General features: G+C 64.4%; 16 protein-coding genes. 8 read left to right on the top strand and 8 right to left on the bottom strand.

What is annotated here, in order from left to right; genetic code table 11:
• Window positions 1-11 precede the first annotated feature (11 nt).
• The 3 genes from V8U06_RS13225 to V8U06_RS13215 all read right to left on the bottom strand — a co-directional run bounded on the left by V8U06_RS13225 (window position 12) and on the right by V8U06_RS13215 (window position 2,641).
• Window positions 12-668: a methionine ABC transporter permease gene (locus V8U06_RS13225; RefSeq protein ID WP_427141030.1), complete on the bottom strand. Its 657-nt coding sequence runs from the start codon at window positions 666-668 to the stop codon at window positions 12-14.
• On the bottom strand, window positions 649-1,713 hold the full coding sequence (locus tag V8U06_RS13220) for a methionine ABC transporter ATP-binding protein (protein WP_427141029.1): 1,065 nt from the start codon (window positions 1,711-1,713) through the stop codon (window positions 649-651). The genes V8U06_RS13225 and V8U06_RS13220 overlap by 20 nt, the downstream gene beginning before the upstream one ends.
• 79 nt (window positions 1,714-1,792) lie before the next feature.
• Complete coding sequence (locus V8U06_RS13215) at window positions 1,793-2,641, bottom strand: MetQ/NlpA family ABC transporter substrate-binding protein (RefSeq protein WP_427141028.1); 849 nt, start codon at window positions 2,639-2,641, stop codon at window positions 1,793-1,795.
• Here V8U06_RS13215 and V8U06_RS13210 point away from each other — a divergent pair.
• Window positions 2,631-2,774: a hypothetical protein gene (locus V8U06_RS13210; protein WP_427141027.1), complete on the top strand. Its 144-nt coding sequence runs from the start codon at window positions 2,631-2,633 to the stop codon at window positions 2,772-2,774. The genes V8U06_RS13215 and V8U06_RS13210 overlap by 11 nt on opposite strands.
• Before the next feature lie 62 nt (window positions 2,775-2,836).
• Here the strand turns inward: V8U06_RS13210 and V8U06_RS13205 are convergent, their stop codons facing one another.
• Window positions 2,837-3,523 carry a GntR family transcriptional regulator gene (locus V8U06_RS13205; RefSeq protein ID WP_427141026.1) on the bottom strand — a complete coding sequence of 229 codons (687 nt, stop codon included), beginning with the start codon at window positions 3,521-3,523 and terminating at the stop codon, window positions 2,837-2,839.
• Window positions 3,524-3,777: 254 nt separating this feature from the next.
• Here V8U06_RS13205 and V8U06_RS13200 point away from each other — a divergent pair, with 254 nt between their 5' ends.
• From V8U06_RS13200 to V8U06_RS13170, 7 genes are all read left to right on the top strand, one after another.
• Window positions 3,778-4,875, top strand: coding sequence for an ABC transporter ATP-binding protein (locus tag V8U06_RS13200; RefSeq protein WP_427141025.1), 1,098 nt, complete (start codon window positions 3,778-3,780; stop codon window positions 4,873-4,875).
• Between the two features lie 2 nt (window positions 4,876-4,877).
• Window positions 4,878-5,804 (top strand): ABC transporter permease, encoded by a 927-nt coding sequence (locus V8U06_RS13195; protein ID WP_427141024.1) that lies wholly within the window; start codon window positions 4,878-4,880, stop codon window positions 5,802-5,804.
• Entirely contained in the window at window positions 5,797-6,609 is an 813-nt protein-coding gene (locus V8U06_RS13190; protein WP_226922616.1) for an ABC transporter permease, read from the top strand. Before V8U06_RS13195 ends, V8U06_RS13190 begins: the two co-directional genes overlap by 8 nt.
• A 17-nt stretch (window positions 6,610-6,626) precedes the next feature.
• Window positions 6,627-7,661, top strand: coding sequence for an extracellular solute-binding protein (locus V8U06_RS13185; protein WP_427141023.1), 1,035 nt, complete (start codon window positions 6,627-6,629; stop codon window positions 7,659-7,661).
• 74 nt (window positions 7,662-7,735) lie between these two features.
• Window positions 7,736-8,917: a serine hydrolase domain-containing protein gene (locus V8U06_RS13180; RefSeq protein WP_427141022.1), complete on the top strand. Its 1,182-nt coding sequence runs from the start codon at window positions 7,736-7,738 to the stop codon at window positions 8,915-8,917.
• A gap of 18 nt (window positions 8,918-8,935) precedes the next feature.
• A complete protein-coding gene (locus V8U06_RS13175; protein ID WP_427141021.1) occupies window positions 8,936-10,606 on the top strand; it encodes an amidohydrolase in 1,671 nt (556 codons plus the stop codon).
• Between the two features lie 74 nt (window positions 10,607-10,680).
• Window positions 10,681-11,556 (top strand): DMT family transporter, encoded by an 876-nt coding sequence (locus V8U06_RS13170; RefSeq protein WP_427141020.1) that lies wholly within the window; start codon window positions 10,681-10,683, stop codon window positions 11,554-11,556.
• Between the two features lie 129 nt (window positions 11,557-11,685).
• Here V8U06_RS13170 and V8U06_RS13165 read toward each other — a convergent pair whose 3' ends face one another.
• From V8U06_RS13165 to V8U06_RS13150, 4 genes are read right to left on the bottom strand one after another with little or no spacing between them, the layout of a single operon-like run.
• Entirely contained in the window at window positions 11,686-12,465 is a 780-nt protein-coding gene (locus tag V8U06_RS13165; protein ID WP_427141019.1) for a carbon-nitrogen hydrolase family protein, read from the bottom strand.
• A 6-nt stretch (window positions 12,466-12,471) separates the two neighbouring features.
• Window positions 12,472-13,269: an ABC transporter permease gene (locus V8U06_RS13160; RefSeq protein WP_427141018.1), complete on the bottom strand. Its 798-nt coding sequence runs from the start codon at window positions 13,267-13,269 to the stop codon at window positions 12,472-12,474.
• Window positions 13,266-14,120 (bottom strand): ABC transporter permease, encoded by an 855-nt coding sequence (locus tag V8U06_RS13155; protein WP_427141017.1) that lies wholly within the window; start codon window positions 14,118-14,120, stop codon window positions 13,266-13,268. The genes V8U06_RS13160 and V8U06_RS13155 overlap by 4 nt, the downstream gene beginning before the upstream one ends.
• The gene (locus tag V8U06_RS13150) at window positions 14,117-15,151 is read right to left on the bottom strand and encodes an ABC transporter ATP-binding protein (RefSeq protein WP_427141016.1); all 1,035 of its coding nucleotides are present in this window, start codon (window positions 15,149-15,151) and stop codon (window positions 14,117-14,119) included. The genes V8U06_RS13155 and V8U06_RS13150 overlap by 4 nt, the downstream gene beginning before the upstream one ends.
• Window positions 15,152-15,177: the final 26 nt, after the last annotated feature.

Here is a 15,177-nt window from a genome sequence, read left to right as displayed (position 1 = left end):
GGTGCTCTCGTTCAGCCACGATGGTCGAGGCGTGCGACCAGCCGGTCGCCGAGCCACTGGATGGCGCAGGTGAGCACGATCAGCACGGCGACGACCGCCACCATCACCGATGTCTCGAAACGCTGGTAGCCGTAGCGGATGGCAAGGTCGCCGAGACCCCCGGCACCGATGGCGCCGGCCATGGCCGAGGCGCCGATCAGCGTCACCAGCGTCACCGTGAAGCCGGCGACGACGCCCGGCAATGCCTCGGGGATCAGCACCTCGCGCACGATGGTCCAGCGGTTGCCGCCCATCGCGCGCACGGCCTCGATGAGGCCGCGGTCGACCTCGCGCAGCGAGACCTCGGCGATGCGGGCATAGTATGGCGTCGCGGCAATCGACAGCGGCACGATGGCCGCCCAGGTGCCGATGGAGGTTCCGACGATGAGGCGCGTCACCGGGATCAGGGCGACGAGCAGGATGATGAAGGGGACCGAGCGGAAGCCGTTGATGACGGCACCCAGCACGCGGTTGATCCAGAGATGTTCCGCAATGCCGCCCCGCGCCGTCGCCACCAGGGCGAGACCGAGCGGCAGGCCGAAGACGAGCGAGATGACGCCGGAGGCAGCGGTCATGACGATGGTTTCCCAGAGCGAGCGGACGAGCAGTTCAAGCATGACCGGCGACATGGCCGAGGACCTCCCCCTTCGCGCCGAAGCGCTCTGCGAACGAAACGAGCCGGGCCGCGTCATCGGCCGGCACGGCAAGGAAGAAGCGGCCGACGGCCTGCTCCTGAATATGGTCGACGCCGCCATGGAGAAGGCGGTAGCCGCCCGGGAAGGCAGTGGACAGTTCCTGAAACAACGGACCTGTTGCGGCGGGGCCGGCAATGTCGAGGCTGAGCACGGCCTCGCCCGCGACGTCGGCCGAAAGCCGCTCGGCGATATGCGCGGGAAGCTGCGGGCGGATGCCGCTGAGCAGGCTCTTCGTCGTCTCCGCCTGCGGCTGCGAGAAGACCTGCCAGACCGGCCCCTCTTCCACGATGCGGCCGGCATCGAGCACGGTGACCCGGTCGGCGATGGTGCGCACCACTTCCATTTCATGCGTGACGAGCAGGATGGTGAGGCCGAGCGTGCGGTTGATGTCCTTCAGCAGCGTCAGGATCGCGCGGGTCGTTTCGGGGTCGAGCGCCGAGGTCGCCTCATCCGAAAGCAGGAGGGCCGGGTTCGCCGCGAGCGCGCGGGCGATGCCGACGCGCTGCTTCTGGCCGCCGGAGAGCGCCGACGGGTAGGCCTTGGCCTTGCCCGACAGGCCGACCAGTTCCAAGAGTTCCGCGGCGCGCGCAAGGCGTTTCGCCTTCGGCCAGCCCTCGATCTTCAGCGGAAGGGCGACGTTCTCTTCCACGGTCTTGGCGGAGAGCAGGTTGAAATGCTGGAAGATCATGCCGATGCGGCGGCGCAACGGCTGCAGCTCGGCTTCGCCGAGCCCGGTGATCTCGCGGCCCTCGATGGCGATGGTGCCGCTGTCCGGCCGCTCCAGCCCGTTGAGGCAACGGATCAGGGTCGATTTTCCCGCACCGCTGCGCCCGATGATGCCGAGGATTTCGCCGCGGCGCACGTCGAGGGAGACGCCTGCCAAGGCCGCCGTCCCGCCGAAACGCCGCTGAACGTCGGCCAGATGGATGACGGGCGGCTCGGCGGCCGCTGCCGCCCTCCAGGCCACATGTTCGTTCATTCGTTCTTCCTTCCGGAAATGCTGGAAGCCCGCGACGGCCGGAGGCGGTCGCGGGCTGTCCCGATAATCGCTGGCTGCCTTAATAGGCGCTGATGCCGGTGCCCTTGTAGACGCGGTCGAACTCGGCCTTCACGGCGTCGTTCTGGTAGGCTTCCACCAGGGGCTTCACCCAGGGCTCGTCCTTCGATTCCTCGCGCACGGCGATGAAGTTGCGGTACGGATTGTCGTCCACCGGCTCCTGCGCGATGCGGTTTTCCGGCGTGAGGCCGCTCTTCAGCGCCCAGTCGGTGTTGACGATGGCGGCGTCGAGGTCATCGACCGAGCGGCCGACGATGCCGGCATCGAGTTCCTTGATCTCTAGGTTCTTCGGATTTTCCGAGATGTCCGCGATGGTGGCGAGAATGCCGGTACCGTCCTTCAGCTTGATCAGGCCTTCGTGCTGCAACACGCGCAGGGCGCGGCCTTCGTTCGACGGATCGTTCGGCACGCCGACGACCGCGCCGTCCGGCAGGTCTGCGGTCTTGGTGTGCTTCTTCGAGTAGAGGCCGATGGGCCAGACGGCGGTGTAACCGACAGGCACGATCTTGTAGCCATGCGTCTTCACCTGGTTTTCCAGATAGGGAAGATGCTGGAAGGCATTGGCGTCGATTTCACCGCGCGCCAGCGCTTCGTTCGGCTGGGTATAGTCGTTGAAGACGACGGTCTCGATGGTCAGGCCGTTCTTGGCGGCTTCCGCCGTCACGACGCGCCAGACGTCCTCGTCCTCGCCCGAGATGATGCCGACCTTCAGGTCCTTCTTGTCTTCCGCGGAGGCCGGCGCCGGTGCGGTGAGCGTGGAAACGGCGAGTGCCGCCACGGCGAGGCCGGCGAGCGCGGCGCGGCGCGTGAGAAGTGTGGTTTCGAGGAGGGGCTTGCGGATGTTCGACATTCTGGCCTGCTTTCGCGATTGGGAGGATCGACGGCGAAACACGATTGTTTCGGCAAGCAAAATCGCAAATGCCGCTTTTTCGGACAACGAATGGCGATTTGTTGGGCAGTGGGAATGGGAACTTTCCCTCTAGCGTGTCGGCGGGATGCGAAAATATTTTCTATCTTATTTATAGAATATGCCGATGCGCCTCGGTCAGCCCGTCTTGCCGAGCGCGGCGATGCGTTCGAAATGGCCCCGGCCGAGATAACCGGTGCCGTCGCGGATATCCGCGGCGATGGCAGCCTTCAGTGCCTCGGCGTCCCGTTTGACGATGGCGGCGAGCGCCTCGGCGTGGCGGTCGACCTGATAGGTCTGCGACAGGGTTTCGCCGGCCCGGCGCATGAAGGGGCCAAGACGCAGCCAGAGGGATTCGATGAGCGGCAGCATCACTGTGCCGGGGCGGGCTTCATAGAGGCAGCGATGGAAGTCGAAATTCGCCTCCACCAGCCGGCCGAAATTGCCGATGGCCAGCGCCTGGTCGGCTTGCTGGTCGAAAGCCCTAAGGCGCGCGAGCCGCAGGTCATCGATGAAGGGCATGGCGCGCTCGGCGGCGCGGGTTTCGAGCGCGACGCGCGCCTCAAGGACCTCTTCGAAGCTCGGAGGGTCGAGATCCGGCACGCGGACACGGCGGTTGTCGAGGAGTTCCAGCGCGCCGTCTGCCACCAGTCGGTGCAGGGCCTCGCGCACCGGCATGGCGCTGACGCCGAGCGTGTCGGCCAGGCCGTTGATCGTCACGGGATCGCCCGGCTCGAACTGGCCTGTCATGATACCGCGCCGCAGGACGCGGTAGACCCATTGTTTGGCAGATTCGGACGCCTCCCGCCCGGTTGTCACCAGCATGCTGAAATCCTCCCTCCGCAGATCCGGCCTCCCGCCGGTTCTCGTCCCAGGGCTGAATTCTCCGGCCTTTGCACGCAGGGCGGATAAATTCGCAAAGCCCAAAATCGCCCTTTACAGATTTGATCAAATTATGATTTGTTGTGATCATAAGCAAGACAAGCCTATCACATAGAGCCGTGATTAGCGGCCGGACAGAGGACAGCCGGCGGATTGGGCAGGGAAAGCTCGGGCGCCGGTCGAAAAACGGGGAACCGATGACTGACACCCGAACGACCGCAGCCCATGGCGGCGCCATTGGCATGCATGGCATCCAGAAATGGTTCGGCACCTTCCAGGCCGTCAATGATGTGACGCTGGATATCCGCTCGAACGAATTCTTCACCCTTCTCGGCCCTTCGGGCTGCGGGAAAACCACGCTCCTGCGGATGATCGCCGGCTTCGAGCTGCCGACCGAAGGGCAGATCCTGCTCGATGGCGTGGACATTTCCAACCTTCTGCCCAACCAGCGGCCGGTCAATACGGTTTTCCAGAACTACGCGCTCTTCCCGCATCTGACGGTCGCCGAGAACATCGGCTTCGGTCTCAAGATGCTCGGCAAGCCGAAGTCCGAGATCGAGGGCGTCGTCAAGGACATGCTGAAGCTCGTGCATCTCGAGGGGCGCGGCAACAATCCGGTCACGCAGCTTTCGGGCGGCCAGCAGCAGCGCGTGGCGCTCGCCCGCGCACTCGCCCCGCGGCCGAAGGTCCTGCTGCTCGACGAACCGCTTTCCGCCCTTGACCTGAAACTGCGCAAGTCCATGCAGATGGAACTCAAGCGCCTGCAGCTCGAAACCGGCATCACCTTCGTCTTCGTCACCCATGACCAGGAAGAGGCCCTCACCATGTCCGACCGCATCGCCGTCATGTCGACGGGCACGGTCCGGCAGGTCGGCTCGCCCTGGGATATCTACGACCGTCCCGCGGAGCGCTTCGTCGCCGACTTCATCGGCGAGACGAACTTCCTCGAGGCCGAGGTCCTTTCGGTCTCTGGCAACAAGGCGCGCGTGCGGCTTTCCTCCGGCGCGGAAATCAACGCGACCTATCCGGAAGACATCACGCCAAAGGGCAAGGTCACCATCGTCATCCGTCCGGAACATGCCCGCCTCGGCACGGCCGGTTCCGGAATGCTGGACGGCGTGCTCGACGACATCGTCTATCTCGGCACGGACAACCATTTCCACGTCAAGGTCGATGGCGGCGGCACCTTCATCGTGCGCCAGCAGAACGCCAAGAGCGGTCCGTGCGGCTTCTCCGAGCAGGAACGCGTCAGCGTCGCCATCAATGACGATGTCGCCCAGATTCTGAGGGACTAGCCATGACGGTCAGCGCCCAGGACGTCAGCGAACAGCGACAGAAAAAAGAAATCCGGGATCGCTGGTTTCTCAGCGCCCCCGCCCTCCTCCTGATCCTGGCGGCCGGCGTCGGCCCCCTGGTCATCGTGGTCCTCTATTCCTTCCTCGCGCCCGGCAGCTACGGCGACGTGAAGTGGGAGTTCTCGACGGAGGGCTGGTTCAACGTCCTCTTCACCCGCGACATCTTCGACGACACCGTGTCGCTTGCGGATGCGCATTTCTCGATCTTCTGGCGCAGCGCCAAGCTCGCCTTCGCCACGACGGTCTTCTGCCTGATCTTCGGCTTCCCGACGGCCTATTTCATCGCGACGCGCGCGCCGCATAACCGCTCTCTCTGGCTGTTCCTGATCACGATCCCCTTCTGGACGAACATGCTCATCCGCACCTTCGCCATCCAGGAAGTGATCCGTTCGGAGGGCATCATCAACACGCTGCTGCTGAAGCTCGGCATCATTTCCGCGCCGATCCAGATGATGTTCACCGACTTCGCCATCATGCTCGGCATGACCTATGTCTTCCTTCCGCTGATGGTGCTGCCGCTCTATGCGAGCCTCGAAAAGCTCGACTTCCGGCTGATCGAGGCGGGGTACGACCTCTATGCCTCCCGCTTCGGGGTGCTGTGGCGGATCATCATTCCGCTGGTGAAGCCGGGCATCATCGCCGGTTCCATCCTCGTCTTCGTGCCGGCGCTCTCATCCTACGTGGTGCCGCGCGTCCTCGGCGGCGGCAAGAACCTCATGGTCGGCAACCTGATCGAGCTGCAGTTCGGCCAGGGACGGAACTGGCCGCTCGGCGCGGCGCTCTCCGTCACGCTCGTCATCATCGTGCTCTTTGCGATGCTCTACTACGTCCGCAATGCATCGAAGTCGGGAGGCGGCGCCCATGGCTAAGTCCTTCTCCATCAAGCGCCAGCCGGGCTTCGCCACCATTGCGATGTTCTGCTTCTTCCTGCTCTACCTGCCGATCGCCACGCTCGTCGTCTATGCCTTCAATTCCGGCATGTCGATCTCCACCTGGGAGGGGTTTTCGCTCCGCTGGTTCGAGAGCGCCTGGAACAACCAGCAGGTCGTGGAAGCGTCGTGGCGCTCGCTTCAGATCGCCGCCGTCGCGGCGCTCATCGCCACGGCCTGCGCGACGCTCGCGGCCATCGCCACGACGCGCACGGCGCCCTATCGCGGCCTCACCTTCAAATATTCCATCATCAACATGCCCTTGCTGGTGCCGGAAATCGTGACGGCGGTGGCGCTGCTCATCCTCTTCTCGCGCATCAAGGTGTGGACGGGCTATTCCGGCCTCGGCTATCTCATCATCGCCCACTCGGCCTTCTGCGTGCCCTTCGCCTATATGCCGATCCGGGCGCGCCTCGAAAGCATGGACCTGTCGCTGGAACGCGCGGCGTCGGACCTCTACGCCTCCTCCTTCCAGACCTTCCGCTATGTCACGCTGCCGTTGCTGTGGCCGGGCATTCTCGCGGGCCTGATGCTGGCCTTCGTCATCTCGCTCGACGACGTCGTCATCACCGAATTCGTCAAGTCGGGCGGACAGGATACGCTGCCGACCTATATGCTCGGCCAGCTGCGCCGCGTGGTGACGCCGGAGATGAACGCCATCTCCACGGTCTTCCTCGTGCTGTCGCTGGCGATCGTGACCCTCTTCTTCTTCCTGAGCCGTACGCCTCAGAAGGACAACGAATAGAAAAAGGAGAACAGCTGATGAAAATGAAACTGGGATTCATGGCGCTTGCAGCCGGCCTGATGGCTTCCACCGCCATTGCGCATGCCGAAGGCGAACTGAACATCTTCAACTGGGGCAACTATACCAGCCCCGAAATGATCAAGAAGTTCGAAGAGAAGTTCAAGGTCAAGGTGACGATCACCGACTATGACTCGAACGACACCGCGCTCGCCAAGGTCCGCCAGGGCGGTCATGGCTTCGACATCGTCGTACCTTCGGCAAGCGTCATGCCGATCTGGATTTCGGAAGGCCTGCTGCTGCAGTCCGAGCCGAACCAGCTCGAGAACTTCAAGAACGTCGACGAGCAGTGGGTGAAGGTACCGTTCGACGACGGTCGCCATTACTCGGTTCCGTGGCTCTGGGGCACGACGGGCGTGACGGTCAACAAGGGCGTCTATGCCGGCGACATCAACACGTCCGCCATCTTCCTCGATCCGCCGGCCGAACTCGTCGGCAAGGTCAACGTGATCCCGGAAATGTCCGACGTCATGCACATGGCCGTGACCTATGCGGGCGGCGAGCCCTGCACGGGCGACCTTGCGATCCTGAAGAAGACCCGCGACCTCCTGACGGCCGCCAAGCCGAAGTGGATCTCGATGGACTACGGCAATATCGAGAAATACTCCAAGGAAGACCTTGCCGCCGGCGTGAACTGGAACGGTGCTTCCTTCCGCGCCCGCCTGCAGAACGACAAGGTCACCTACGGCTATCCGAAGGAAGGCTATCCGGTCTGGATGGACAATGCCGCGATCCTCAAGGACGCCAAGAACGTCGAGAACGCCAAGCTCTTCCTGAACTTCATCATGGATCCGGAAAACGCCGCGATGCTCTCGGCCTTCGGCCGCTATGCGAACGGCATCAAGGGCTCCGAACCGTTCATGCCTGCGGACATGAAGGATGCGCCGGAGATCAAGATCCCCGACGAACTGAAGGCCGCCGGCAAGTTCAACCTCGCCTGCCCGCCGGAAGTCCAGGAACTCTACACCAAGATCTGGACGGAACTGCAGAAGTAAGCGGCATCGCCGCATAAAGAGGACAGTCCACGCGGGAAGGCGCAGCGCCTTCCCGCGCATCGGCTGAATTTTTCATGATCAAGACCTTTCAGGACAGGCACGGCTTTGCCCGCGCCGACATTACCCTCACCAACTGGCGTACCGCCCCCTACAGCCGCTGGAGTTTCCAGAACGTGCGCGATCTCGTGCCGTCGGTCGCCATCGCGGCGGACATTCCCACTGCCGAGGTGCCGCTTGCAAGCGATGCCTTTCTCGATGCGGCGATGGAAACCGGCCTTGCCGGCGCGGCAACGGCCCGCGCCTTCCTCGACTACGCGCACACGGACGGTTTCGTGCTGATGCGCCGCGGCGAGATCGTCGCGGAATATTATGCGCCGCATGCCGATCCCAATGCGCCGCATCTCGTCTTCTCCATTTCCAAGTCCCTGACCGCGGTCGTGTCAGGCATTCTGGAGGCCGAAGGCATCCTCGATCCGGACCGGCCGGTGACGGATTACCTGCCGGAGGCCAAGGGCAGCGTCTATGGCGACTGCACTTATCGCGACGTGCTGGACATGCGCGTCAGCCTCGATTTCGAGGAAGCCTATCTCGATCCTTACGGCGCCTTCGCGCGCTATCGCCGCTCCATGCTCTGGAATCCGCCGATGCCGGACGCGGCGCCCGAGACGCTCGCCTCCTTCCTGCTGACCCTGCAGAAGGCCGAGCGGCCGCATGGCGGCCCGTTCTACTATGCCTCGCCGAATGCCGACCTGCTCGGGGTCGTCATCGAGCGCGCGACCGGCGCACGGTTTGCCGATCTGACCTCCGAGCTTCTCTGGAAGCCGATGGGGGCGAAGGGCAATGCCGAGATCACCGTGGATGCCATCGGCACGCCGCGCACGGCGGGCGGCGTTTCCATGACGGCGCGCGATCTCGCCCGCCTCGGCGAGCTCCTGCGGAACCATGGCGTTCGCAACGGCCGGCAGATCATCCCGGAAGGCTGGATCCGCGACATGCAGGAAAACGGCGACCGGCAGGCCTGGCGGCAGGGACGCAATGTCGACCTGCCGAACGGGCGCTATCGCAGCCAGTGGTATCAGTCCGGCGAAGCCGACCAGGCGTTCTGCGCCATCGGCATCCATGGCCAATGGCTCTATGTCGATCCGAGCACCGAGACCGTCATCGTCAAGCTCTCCTCCCAGCCGGAACCGCTGGGCGACGAGGAGAACCAGGACATCTTCACCTTCTTCCGGGCGCTCTGCCGCCGGACAATCTGAACAGACCGAGGAAACATCATGCAGAAAGAAGCGAGCTACATCATCCGCAATGCGCGGGTGCTGACCATGGACGAGGCGAATCCGCGCGCCGCCGCGCTCGCCCTCGCCGGCAACCGCATCCTTGCCGTCGGCTCTGAGGCCGAGATCGACGCCTTTTCCGGTCCCGATACCCATGTGATCGACGCCAAGGGCGCGACCGTCCTGCCCGGCTTCAACGAAGCCCACATGCACATCTTCGGCGGCTCGGCCGAACTGCGCGAACTCTCGCTCTTCGGCCTCAAGGGTTTCGACGCGCTGGAGAAGGCGTTGAAGACCTATGCGGCCGACTACCCGGAGCGCCAGCTGCTGATTGCCCAGCATGCCGACTACACGATCCTTTCCGACGACGAGCGCATGACGCGCCACCATCTCGACCGCATCCTGCCGGATCGCGCCGTGCTGATCTTCGCGCCCGACCATCACACGGCCTGGGCCAACACGCTGGCGCTGAAGATGGGCGGCATCATCGAAGGCCGCGACGTCGGTGTCGGCAATGAGATCGTCATGGGCGAGGACGGCCTTGCCAATGGGGAGCTGCGCGAAAGCAACGCCATTCGTCCGGTCTCCTCGCTCGGCGAAACGGGGGCTCGCGAAATGCTCGGCGTCGGGACAGGCGGCGATCCGGACCATGTGACGGCGGAGGAACGGGCCGGCGACATCGCGATCATCAAGGAAGGCCTTGCCTACGTCGCCTCGCTCGGCATCACCTCGCTGCAGAACATGGACGGCAGCCTCTACCAGCTGGAAATGCTGGATGAGATCGAAAAGACGGTGGGCCTGCCGGTACGGGTGCGCATGCCCTTCCACATGAAGAATTTCATGCCGCTCTCTGACCTCGAGACCAAGGCCGCCGCCTGGCGTGAGCGCTTCAACTCCGATCGCCTGCGCTGCGATTTCGTCAAGCTGTTCATGGACGGTGTGACGGAATCGGGCACCGCCGTCTTCGTCGACGACTATTGCCACCAGCCGGGTCTGAAGGGCGATCCGCTGTTTTCGCAGGAGCACTTCAACGACGTCTCCATCGCTTCCGACAAGCTCGGCCTGCCGGTCGCCGTGCATGCCATCGGCGACGGTGCGGTGCGCATGGTGCTGAACGGCTACGAGGCCGCCATCAAGGCCAACGGCAAGCGCGACAGCCGCAATCGCATCGAGCATATCGAGGTCGTGCATCCGGACGATATCCCCCGCTTCAAGGAACTGGGCACCGTTGCCTCCATGCAGCCGACCCATCCGCCGGGCAGCGCCGGCCTGCCGACCGAGCCTTACCTCTCCTATATCGGCGAGGCACGCTGGCCCTATGCCTTCGCCTGGCGCACGCTGGTCGACGCCGGCGCGCCGATCGTCTTCGCCACCGACTGGCCGGTCTCTCCGCTCGATCCGATGAACTGCATCGAGTGCGCCATGACCCGTACCGTCTGGAAGGAGGGCATGAAGGACGAGCGCCTTTCGCTGCACGAGACGCTGGCGGCCTATACGAAGAACGGCGCCTGGGTCGAATTCATGGAAGACCGCAAGGGCGTGCTGAAGCCGGGCTATCTCGCCGACGTCGTCGTGCTTTCGGCGGATGTGGAAGCGACGGACTTTGCAAAGCTTGCCGCCGTCCGCCCCGTCACCACGATTTGCGACGGCCGGATCACCTATCAGGCGTGATCCTGACGGCAAGCCCTATCGGCCTTGCCAAATCTGTGCGATAGGCCGGGTGTCCCCAAACGCCCGGCCGTTCCATGTATATCGCTGAAATTCTCGCCCTTTGTGCGGCCGTCTGCATCGCGATGAGCGGCATGTTCGTCAGCGAGTTGCAGGGGCGCATGCCGCTCCTCGATCTTGCGCGCGTGCAGATGATTGCGGCGTTCCTGATGACGGGGATCGCTTCGCTCGTCGTCGGCGGCTGGCGCAGCCTGGAACCCTGGCAGATCGGCTTCCTCGCCGCGTCCAGCCTCGTCGGCATCATCATTGCCAGCACGACCTACTTCGCGGCGATCTATTCGGCAGGCCCCCGCACCACGGCCCTTCTCTTCTCGCTCGCCTCGCCCTTCGCGGTGATGCTCGGCTACCTCTTCCTCGGGGAAACGCTGACCGGCCGGCAGGGCATCGGCATTGCCTGCGTTCTCGGCGGCATCGTGCTGGCCATCGGGCGGCGTTCCTCGAAGGCTACCCGCACGGCGCCTACGCCCTGGCTCGGCATCGGACTTGGCGTCGTGACGGCCATCGGCCAGGCGCTCGGCAGCCTTGCCGCCCGGCCGGCCATGGCGAGCGGCGTAGAGCCCTTCACGGCGATGGCGGTGCGTTCCGGCATTGCCGCGCTGTTTTTCGTGGCGTTGCTGGCTGTGCCGCATCCCGCCTTGAAGCCCGCGCCGCAGATCGCCCGGCGCTCCCTTGGTTTTGCCGTGGGATCGGCCTTCTTCGGCGTCGGGCTTGGCATGTCCCTGCTGATGGCGGCGCTGGCGCATGGCAATGTCGGCATCGTCTCGACGCTGTCGTCCATGACGCCGGTCGTCATCCTGCCGATGGTCTGGGCGCGTACCGGCATCGTGCCGCCACTGCCGGCCTGGATCGGCGCGGCGCTGGCGGTGGTGGGCACGGGATTGATCAGCCTCTAAGGCATTTGCAGTCGAGGCGGCAGGTTTCCTAGCGTTTGTCAGGGAAAAGTGGGAACCGGTTTTCCCGAACAGACAAATGAAAACAAAAGGATTTAGAGCATGCCTGGTTCAATCTGAACCTGACATGCTCTAGATCCGGCCAAGATCGACGAGATAGGTGTTTTCCGCGCGCGACTTCGCATAGTCTTCGGGGCGGATTTCCGCGAAGAGCAGGGTTTCGCCCTCGGCGGAGGCTTCGGCGAGCAGCTTGCCGTCAGGTGCGGCGATTCGCGAGAGGCCCGCATAGGTGAAACGGTCGTCCGCGCCGCAGTGGTTGATATAGGCGACGAAGACCTGGTTCTCGATGGCGCGCACCTGGATCATGTGATTGGCGATGAACGTGCCGGAGGCGCCCTTCGGTAGCGCGGTCGGCACGACGACGAGATCGGCTCCGGCGAGCGCCAGGCGGCGCACGTTTTCGGGAAACTCCACGTCGTAGCAGATCAGCATGCCGAGCCGGATGCCGCCGATCTCCACCATGACGGAGGCGGGAACGCCCGGCTTGAAGACGTTGCGTTCGTAATCGCCGTAAAGATGGGATTTCCGGTAGACGGCATTGGTGCCGATGCCGTCCGTGAAGAGCGCGCTGTTGTAGGCGGTCGTGCCCTCCAGTTCGGCAAAGCCGGCGACGACGGCAAGGCCGTTGTCGCGCGCAATCGCACTTAGCTGCGCCGCGACATCGCCCGTCGCGGAAGAGGCCAGGCGCTCGAAGGCGCTATCGCCTGCCCCATAGCCCGTGACCGCAAGCTCCGGCACGATGAGGAGTTTCGCGCCGCCCGCCGCCGCATCCGCGGCAGCGGCGGCGATGCGCGCCATGTTCGCCTCGCCGTCGCCGGCTATGGCATGCATCTGAAGGGCGGCGATCCGCATGGGGTCCTAGTCCTTTGACGACATGGCGCCGAGCAGTTTCGGCAGGTCGCCGAAGCGGGCGACGAGGCCGAAGATGGTGGCGGCGATCGCGACGAAGAGGATCGTGACCGAGGCCATCGTCGGCGTGTAGCCGTAGCGCAGCGCGTTGAAGATCTTGATCGGCAGCGTCTCCATGGTGAAGCCGATCGTCATGTAGGCCACGATATACTCGTTGAGCGACAGAACGAAGGCGAAGGCGTAGCCGGAGATAAGATAGGGCAGGATGAGCGGCAGGACCACCGTGCGGAAGATCGTGCGGTCGTCCGCCCCCATGGTCGCGGCGGCCTCGACCAGCGAGCGGTCGATGGAGGAGAAGCCGAGGGACAGCGTCACCAGCGGCAGCGTCACGAAGAAGATGGCATGGCTGATGACGGCGGTCGCAGGTTGGCCGTAGAAGCCGGTGGTCGCCCAGAAGGTCAGGAGGCCGAGGGCCGTGATGACCGGCGGCAGCGTGAAGGGCGCGACGCCGAGCAGCTGGAAGATGTTTGCCCAGGGCGCATGCCGCCGCCACAGGAACCAGGCGAGCGGCAAGGCGATGGCGAGCGCGACGGCTGCCGAAAGGGCTGCCAGCGTGATCGAGGCAAAGAGCGCGTTGCGCCATTCGACATTGGCGAAGATCTCGCCGTACCAGCCGAGGGAGAAGCCCTTGGGCGGGAAGGCAAGGTCCTGTTTCTCGTTCACCGAGACGCCGGCGACCACGATGATGGGCAGCGACAGGAAGAGGCCGATGAGACCGAAATAGGCCTTCTGCAAAAGCGCGTTCATGCGGCTTCTCCCTTGCGGCCGGCAATGACCGTGAGCGCGACGAGGCCGAGCGTGACGAGCACGAGGAACACGGCCATGGCGGCGGCGAACGGCATGTTGGACTGATAGATCGCCTGGTCGGTGATGAGCACCGAGAGCGTCCAGTGCTGCGGCCGGCCGAGGATCTGCGGCAGCAGATAGGAGCCGAGCGCGAAGATGAAGACCATGATCAGCGTCGCGACGATGGTGTTGCGCAACGCCGGCACGACGACGGTGAAGAAGGATTTCACCGGCGAAGCGCCCAATGTGCGCGCGGCCTCCGTCAGCGTCGGATCGAGGCGCACGAGGGCGGGATAGAGCACGAGCACCGTATAGGGCAGCGCCTGGTAGGTCATGGCGGTCAGCACCGCGCCGAAGCTCGGGTTGAGCGCCACCGGCTCGCTCATGATGCCCAGCATGACGAAAAGATTGGTGATGCCGGCGGTGCGCGAGAAGAGCGTCGACCAGGCAAAGCCGATGATGACTTCCGAGAGCGACAGGATCGACAGCAGCGCCACCAGCCAGAGCACCTGCGTGCGCCGCTTGGTGTGCGACAGGAGATAGGTGAAGGGCACGGCGAGCGCTACGCAGCAGATGGCGACCGCGACGGCGAGGAACAGCGAGAAGCCGAGCACCTTGCCGAAGAACAGGCTGAGGAAGCGGGCGTAGTTGTCGAAGACGAAATCCGGCGTGTAGAAGCCGGACGGATCGCGCCGGAAGAAGGATACGGCGATCATCGTCGCGAAGGGCACGACGAAGAAGACGATCAGCATGCCCGCGGGAAAGAGCAGCGGGCCGTAGTCGGATAGTTTCTGCGGGGCTTCGCGTCTCATGACTTCAGCACCACGCAGTCTGCCGGGTTGAGCTGGACGCCCACGGACTGGCCGACGGAAACGTCCGGCCGGGCGTTCGGCATGGAGACGGCGACGATCTGCTTGCCGCCCGCTTCCACGAAGGTTTCGATGGTGCCGCCGAGGTCGCGCACGAAAGTGACCGTGCCGGTGATCGGGGCATTGCCGGCCGCCGTCAGGTGCACGTCTTCCGGACGCACCGAGACGATGCCGGACTTGAGGCCGGCGGGAATGGCAAGGCCGGGAACCGAGGCGCCGAGCACGCTGGCGCCCGCGCCGTCCGTGTTGAAATCGATGAGGTTCGTCATGCCGATGAAGTCGGCGACGAAGGTGTCGGCCGGGCGGCGATAGATCTCCACCGGCGGGGCGGCCTGGCGGATCTCGCCGCCGCTCATGACGACGACGGTATCGGCCATGGTCATGGCCTCGCGCTGGTCGTGGGTGACGACGATGGTGGTGATGCCGAGGCGCTGCTGGAGCTGGCGCAGCTCCACCTGCATGGCCTCGCGCAGCTTGGCGTCGAGCGCCGACAACGGCTCGTCGAGCAGGAAGAGCTTGGGCGAGATGGCGAGCGCGCGAGCGATGGCGACACGCTGGCGCTGGCCGCCGGAGAGCTTTGCGACGGGCCGGTCGGCATAGCCGGAAAGATGGATCATCGACAGAAGCTCGTCGACGCGCTTCTTCTGCTCCTCCTTGCCGACGCCGCGGATGCGCAGCGAATAGGCGATGTTCTCGCCGACGGTGAGATGCGGGAAGAGCGCCAGCGACTGGAAGACCATGCCGAGTTCGCGCTTGTGGGTGGGAACGTTGGTGATGTCCTTGCCGTCGAGCTTGATCGCTCCGCTCGTCGGCAGGTCGAGGCCGGCGACCATGCGCATCAGCGTGGTCTTGCCGCAGCCCGACGGGCCGAGAAGGCAGACGAAGGTGCCGTGCGGCACGGTCAGCTCGACATTCTTGACGGCCGTGAACTGGCCGAACTGCTTGACGATATTCTGGAGGGTCAATCCGGACATTGGGGCTCCGCTCGGCGCTGGTTTTG

The sequence above is a fragment of the Shinella sp. G-2 genome (assembly GCF_050172695.1).
Classification (GTDB): domain Bacteria; phylum Pseudomonadota; class Alphaproteobacteria; order Rhizobiales; family Rhizobiaceae; genus Shinella.
This window is presented reverse-complemented; position numbering and strand designations above follow the sequence as displayed.